Raw genomic sequence first — 6404 nt, forward strand, 5'->3', positions numbered from 1 at the left:
GGCAGCGGTCATTCCGACAGGACGCCCAGCCTCAGAAGGGCATTGCGGATACCGTCCTCGTCTACCGAATCGGTAACATAGTCGGCCGCCTCCTTCACGGCGTCGGTGGCATTTCCCATCGCTATGCCCACGCCTGCGGCACGGAGGATGGACAGGTCGTTCCCCCCGTCGCCGAAGGCAATGCACTCCGAGAGCTTCAGCCCCTCGTGCCCGGCCAGCAGGCGGAGCGCACTGCCCTTGTCGGCACCGCGGGCGGTGATGTCGGTGAAGCGCGGATTCCACCGCGCCGAGATGCTTCCCGGCATGAGGGGAAGGATTTCGCGCTCGTCGGCTTCGGTGAAGAAAGGCGTCAGCTGCAGTATCGGCTCGTCTCCGAGCTGGTCGGGGGTCAGACCCGTGTCGATGTTTGTTACGCCCAGTCCGCGCACGAAGATTTCGTCGAAGACCTCGTGATGGTTGCAGACGGCTATGCGGTGCTTTCCGCAGACCAGCACCGTATAGTCGCGACGGCGGGCATCGGCCAGCATTGCCTCGACGTCGCGGCGCGGAATGGGCCTGACAACGACGTCGCGGCCGCCCACGAACGTGTACGCCCCGTTGAAGGTAATGTATCCGTCCACAAGGTGGCGGACAGGCCCGATGTTGTTGATGATGGCCACAGGACGGCCCGTGGCGATGTAGATGCGCAGTCCCTGCTGCTTGGCCCGTGCGAGAGCGTCGGCCGTGGAGGCAGGAACGGTGTGTGTGGAAAATGAGACCAGAGTCCCGTCAATATCGAAAAATGCCGCTTTTATAGCCATGTCGTCTTTGTGAGCATGCAAAGGTACGAAAATAATTTGGTTTATCCCCCTCACGCGAAACGGAATCTGCAACATGGAGGCAGCCCCGCCCGGCTGTTCCGCAACGCGCCCCCACCCTCCTGCCCTCCCTCCGAGGCGGCGGAATACCGCCGGTACGGGCTGCCCCACAGCCCTCGCCCTGCAAGTCTTCTTCCCCGTTCTCCGCCTATATAATTAAGGTATATGCAGCCGGAAGCAAAGATTAAAACACTGTTAAATTCCCCGTTTCCCTCATTTTTCCGCCAAAAACATTTGGCTGTTCGGGGAAAAATGCGTACCTTTGCATCCGCATTTAGGAAATCAAAATCCTGATGTTGGGTTAATATCGCGGGTTGGAGCAGTTGGTAGCTCGCCAGGCTCATAACCTGGAGGTCGCATGTTCGAGTCCTGCACCCGCAACAAAGGAACGTCCGAAACAGCTTGTACAAAGCGTTTCGGACGTTTTTCCGTATATGCCCGTCGCAGTCTCGATGCGGCATATCCCGTTGCACGGCAGGCAGACAAGACGGAACGGCCGCGCCATCCTTCAGAGAAAACGGACAGGATAAACATTTTCATCTTGCAAACAACCCCTCTCCGCAAGCAAAAATGTAGGGACAGACCGCGTGTCTGTCCGATGCGAGAAAGGCGGACAGGCACAGGGCCTGTCCCTACAGGCTGATTGCTCTTCGCCTGCAAGCCTGACAGAAGGTGCATAAAGGGCAAATTTCATGTGTGAACCCCCCGTTTGCAGCAAGCGAAGATGTAGGGACAGACCGCGTGTCTGTCCGATGAGCGCGTGGCGGACAGGCAGCAGAGAATCGGGAAACTTGAAACTTTGACGAAAAACTTCACCCGAAAATTTGCGTGCTTCGATATTTTTCACTACTTTTGCACCCACTTGCGAAAAGCAAGGGCGTTTAGCTCAGCTGGTTTAGAGCATCTGCCTTACAAGCAGAGGGTCGGCGGTTCGAATCCGTCAACGCCCACACAGGCTCGGGTAGTTTCCAGAGTGGCCAAATGGGGCAGACTGTAAATCTGCTGCTTCTAGCTTCGGTGGTTCGAATCCATCACTACCCACGTAAAGGGACACGATTTCGGTCGTGTCCTTTTTTTGTGCCTTTCATCCGGCGGATGATGCACGGGCACGGACAGGATGATGCTCCGGCTACGTTCCCGGACGTCCGCGACTAACCGGGATGTCTCCGCGCCTTGTCTCGCAAAAGACCAGACGGGAAAGGCCGCAACGGCTTCCATGCCTGCCATTATATAAATTATAAGATGTTTTCCTTGGCGGTTTCCTGCTTTTTTCATAACTTTGTCAGACCGATTCATTAGAATAAAAAACTACTCTAATTCTTACTATCATGGAGAAAAACCTTTTTGCACCTTCCGAATTAATAATCAATAAAGACGGAAGCATCTTCCATCTACATCTGAAACCCAAGAACTTGGCAGACAAGATTATACTCGTTGGAGACCCCGGACGCGTCGCACTCGTAGCATCACACTTCGAGGACATTGAGTGCGAAGTGGCCAACAGGGAGTTCCGCACCATCACAGGACGCTACCGCGGAAAACGCATCACCGTGCAGAGTACAGGCATCGGGTGCGACAACGTGGACATTGTCGTCAACGAAATGGACGCCCTTGCCAACATCGACTTCGAGACACGGCAGGAGAAGGACGAGCTGCGCCAGCTGACCTTCGTGCGCATCGGCACCTGTGGCGGACTGCAGCCAAATACGCCCATCGGCACCTACGTGGCTTCGGTGAAGAGCATCGGCTTCGACGGACTGCTCAATTTCTATGGAGGGCGCAACGAGATGAGCGACCTTGACTTCGAGGAGCAGTTCAAGAAACAGGTGGAATGGGAACCACAGCTCGGAAACCCGTATGTGGCCAATGCCGACCCCGGGCTGCTCGACCGCATCGCCTCCGACGACATGGTACGGGGCGTTACCATCGCCTGCGGAGGATTCTTCGGGCCGCAGGGACGCCGTCTCCGACTGCCGCTCGCAGACCCCGACCTGAACAGCAAGATAGAGAAGTTCTCGTATCAGGGGCTGCGCATCACCAACTTCGAAATGGAGTCATCGGCCCTCGCAGGCCTCTCCAACCTGATGGGGCACAAGGCCATGACCTGCTGTATGGTCATTGCCAACCGGCTCGCAGGCGAGGCCAACGCCAACTACAAGAATACCATCGACGGACTGATAGAGCGCGTACTGGAAAGAATCTGATAACTGCACCGGGCGATTGGCAACGGATAGTTGACAATTGGCGACGGGCAACTGAGAATGAATGTTATATATGATAAAAGCTGAGATTTTGCCATTCGGATTATCCGTCTGGCAAAATTTTTGAATTTAGGCAAAAGGGGCGTCATTTCCCAAAGAACCCTGAAGGGCGGCACAGGCGTCGGGCCAACGCAAGGGAGACCCAACAGACACAGGCCCAAACAGGCATTGCCTCCCAACCCGGCATTGCCCTGAAAACGGCACAACAGCAAACAAATATTAAGAATAAACCAACATAAGAAATTGACAACAGCCAGCAATAACAACGGAGAGAAGAGAAAATCGTCAATTGTCAATCGTCAATTGTCAGCTGATACCATCTGCGCCCTTGCCACCCGGCCGGGCGGTGCACTCGGAGTAATAAGGGTGTCGGGCAGCAACGCCGTCCCCATCGTCGCCTCCGTATTCAGCAAGGACATCACATCAGCCCCTGCCAACACCCTCCACTACGGCGACATCCTCCATGCCGACCGCAGTCCTATCGACGAGGCAGTGGTCGCGCTCTGGCGCGCCCCACACTCCTATACGGGCGAAGACGCATGCGAAATCTCCTGCCACGGCTCTGCCTACATCATGGAGCAGATTCTCCACCGGCTGACCGAGGCAGGCTGCCGGCAGGCACAGCCGGGCGAATACACGCAGCGCGCCTACCTCAACGGACGGCTCGACCTCTCGCAGGCCGAAGCCGTGGCCGACCTCATCGCCTCTACCAACCGCGCTACCTACCGCATAGCCCTGTCGCAGCTGAAGGGGCATTTCAGCTCAGAGCTGTCCACGCTCCGCGAACAGCTGCTGAAGATGACGTCGCTCCTCGAACTCGAGCTTGACTTCTCCGACCACGAGGAACTGGAGTTTGCCGACCGCACCGAACTCGCCGGCCTCGCCCGGCAGATTGATGAGCGAGTCCTTTCGCTCGCCCACTCCTTCGAGACGGGCAAGGCTCTCAAGCGCGGCATACCCGTTGCCATTGTCGGCAAGACAAATGTCGGCAAGTCCACCCTCCTCAACCGCCTCCTCGGCGACGAGCGCGCTATCGTATCCGACATCCACGGCACCACACGCGACGTCATCGAAGACACCGCCGACATACGCGGAATCACCTTCCGCTTCATCGATACTGCCGGCATCCGGCACACTTCCGACCAGATAGAGCAGCTCGGCATTGAGCGCACATATCAGAAAATCAACGAAGCACAAATCGTCATCTGGCTCACCGACTCTGCCCCCACTCCATCCGAAATATCAGACATGCGGCAACGCTGCGCCGACAAGCAGCTCATAACCGTCCGCAACAAGATAGACAAAGAACCATTGGCAATGGACAACGTACAAAGGACAGCGGATAACGGACAGCAAGCAACGGACAACGGACAACGGACAACGGACAATGAAAAAAAGGAAATCGCCAACAAACAATTGACAAGTGCCAACTGCCAATCATCCATGATAAATATTTCCGCCAAACTCGGCACAGGCATCACCGACCTCGAATCCGCCCTCTATGCCGCCGCCGACCTCCCCTCACTCGACGAGAACTCCGTCATCGTAACGTCCGCCCGCCACTACGATGCCCTCACCCGTGCCCATACTTCCCTCCTCCGTGTCCGCGAAGCCCTTTCCCTCTCCCTTTCGGGCGACCTCGTTGCCGAGGACCTCCGCGACGTCCTCGCCATCCTTGGAGAGATAACGGGCCGGCAAATCACCAGTCAGGAGACGCTGAACAACATTTTTTCCCACTTTTGCATCGGTAAATAGGACACAATTACAAGCCAACACCATTGAAAGCGTTAAGTATTCACAAGCAAAACTCAACGCTTTTTGCTGCTCAGAAAGAAAGCCATCATAGATACAATGAATGACGGACTCAAGAAGATTGCACAGACGGAGCACCTCAGACATGGATGCTTTGACAATTTTGTCGTCAACTTATCCGGAACCATTACTGCCCATTGCCTGTTTACAAAGAAGCCGTCCATCAAAGTACAAAGGATTTTGGATGCACAGATTGAGCTATTCTAAATTCGTCGAACTCACGTATTTATGCGCTGCCCCACAGCCTTTCCGTCCGATGGCAGCCGGAGATAAAGAAAATTCCCCACAGACCAGAAAGCCCGTGGGGAATTTTTCTAATAGTAGGTAAGCCTTAACGAAGAAAGCCCATTACCCGGTTGAAATACTTCTGCGTGCGCCGGATATTGTACCGAAGACCACCGTTCCAAATGCGGATGGCCTTTTCGACACTGTTCAGCGGATTGTGGAAAGACTGGATAAGGACAAACATCTCGCGAGATTTCGATGCACTGAAACGGTCGGAAAGCGAATACCGCTTGCCGCTGCCGCGAACCTTGAGGATATTGTTGCACTCCCTGACCAAAATAGGCGAAATCTGAAGAATACCGGCATATTGTCCGTTGACTGCCCGTGCGTTACCCTTACTCTCTACCATCATAATTGCGTCCATCACTGGACTCCAATCAAAACCGTTATCCTTTGCGCTCGCTTCGGCACTGGCCGGGCTGACAGCTAAAAACATTAAAACTACAAAGCTCAATCTTCTAAAATATCTCATCATTAAAAAGTTTCCGGAACCTTGGAAAGTACCTCAAGCGAGGTTCCCTCTGCGACACGTTCCTATGTGAGAAAGAGTTACCACCGTGTCTGAGTTCCATGTTAGCGGCTGCAAAGGTACAAAAAATGGTGCTGATAGTCAACTCATTAGCCGTTAAAGTGCCCAAACGAGTGTTAAAACGATTGCATCAACACCTTCTCCGCAGCACTGTCGTCCTGCATGCCTATTCCCGAAACGCTTCCCAAAATACCTGTCTTTCAACCGGTAAATTGCCCCGACATCCCCCGAAGCCTATGTGTTATCCCATTCCTCTACCAACACGTAGGGACAGGCCACGTGCCTGTCCGCCTCAGACCCAACCAGACATTAAGAACAAACCTCACATTCTATAGTTTCGGACAGGCACGGGGCCTGTCCCTACAGCTTTCTTGCTCTTCGCCTGCAATGCAGGAAAAGCGTACAAACAAACAGGGCTTCAACTGCAAATACTCGCTATCCTGCAACCAAAATGTAGGGACAGGCCCCGTGCCTGTCGGAAACAAAGAGGAACAACCATAAATACACAAGCAAAATAGTGCGGACAGGCAGGGGTGTCCGTCCCTGCCAATTCCCCTTCCATTCACGGATATTCATCTATCGCTCCATCATGGCAGATTCTCAGCACAGCCCCACAAAAAAACAGGAACGACACACTTCTGCTGTACCTCTCAGAAACGG

Annotated in this window: 4 protein-coding genes, 3 tRNA genes and 1 pseudogene; 6 read left to right on the top strand and 2 right to left on the bottom strand. The window is 54.4% G+C overall.

Features of this window, described 5'->3' with window-relative positions; translation table 11 throughout:
- Positions 1-8: 8 nt before the first annotated feature.
- Positions 9-800, bottom strand: coding sequence for a Cof-type HAD-IIB family hydrolase (locus JCM15908_RS09295; protein WP_025003132.1), 792 nt, complete (start codon positions 798-800; stop codon positions 9-11).
- Between the two features lie 365 nt (positions 801-1165).
- Here JCM15908_RS09295 and JCM15908_RS09300 point away from each other — a divergent pair.
- The 6 genes and pseudogenes from JCM15908_RS09300 to JCM15908_RS09325 form a co-directional block, all read left to right on the top strand.
- Positions 1166-1238 (top strand) — tRNA-Met (locus JCM15908_RS09300).
- A 494-nt stretch (positions 1239-1732) separates the two neighbouring features.
- Positions 1733-1807 (top strand) — tRNA-Val (locus JCM15908_RS09305).
- A gap of 9 nt (positions 1808-1816) precedes the next feature.
- Positions 1817-1898, top strand: a tRNA-Tyr gene (locus JCM15908_RS09310).
- 287 nt (positions 1899-2185) lie between these two features.
- Positions 2186-3061, top strand: a complete 876-nt coding sequence (locus JCM15908_RS09315) for a nucleoside phosphorylase (RefSeq protein ID WP_025003133.1) — start codon at positions 2186-2188, stop codon at positions 3059-3061.
- Positions 3062-3406: 345 nt separating this feature from the next.
- On the top strand, positions 3407-4873 hold the full coding sequence (mnmE, locus tag JCM15908_RS09320; protein ID WP_306303724.1) for a tRNA uridine-5-carboxymethylaminomethyl(34) synthesis GTPase MnmE: 1467 nt from the start codon (positions 3407-3409) through the stop codon (positions 4871-4873).
- 63 nt (positions 4874-4936) lie between these two features.
- Positions 4937-5137 (top strand): annotated as a pseudogene (locus tag JCM15908_RS09325) (IS982 family transposase); the annotation flags it as partial.
- Positions 5138-5261: 124 nt separating this feature from the next.
- Here the strand turns inward: JCM15908_RS09325 and JCM15908_RS09330 are convergent.
- Positions 5262-5687: a hypothetical protein gene (locus JCM15908_RS09330; RefSeq protein ID WP_459995955.1), complete on the bottom strand. Its 426-nt coding sequence runs from the start codon at positions 5685-5687 to the stop codon at positions 5262-5264.
- Positions 5688-6404 lie beyond the last annotated feature (717 nt).

The sequence above is a fragment of the Prevotella dentasini JCM 15908 genome, from assembly GCF_000614065.1.
GTDB lineage: Bacteria > Bacteroidota > Bacteroidia > Bacteroidales > Bacteroidaceae > Prevotella > Prevotella dentasini.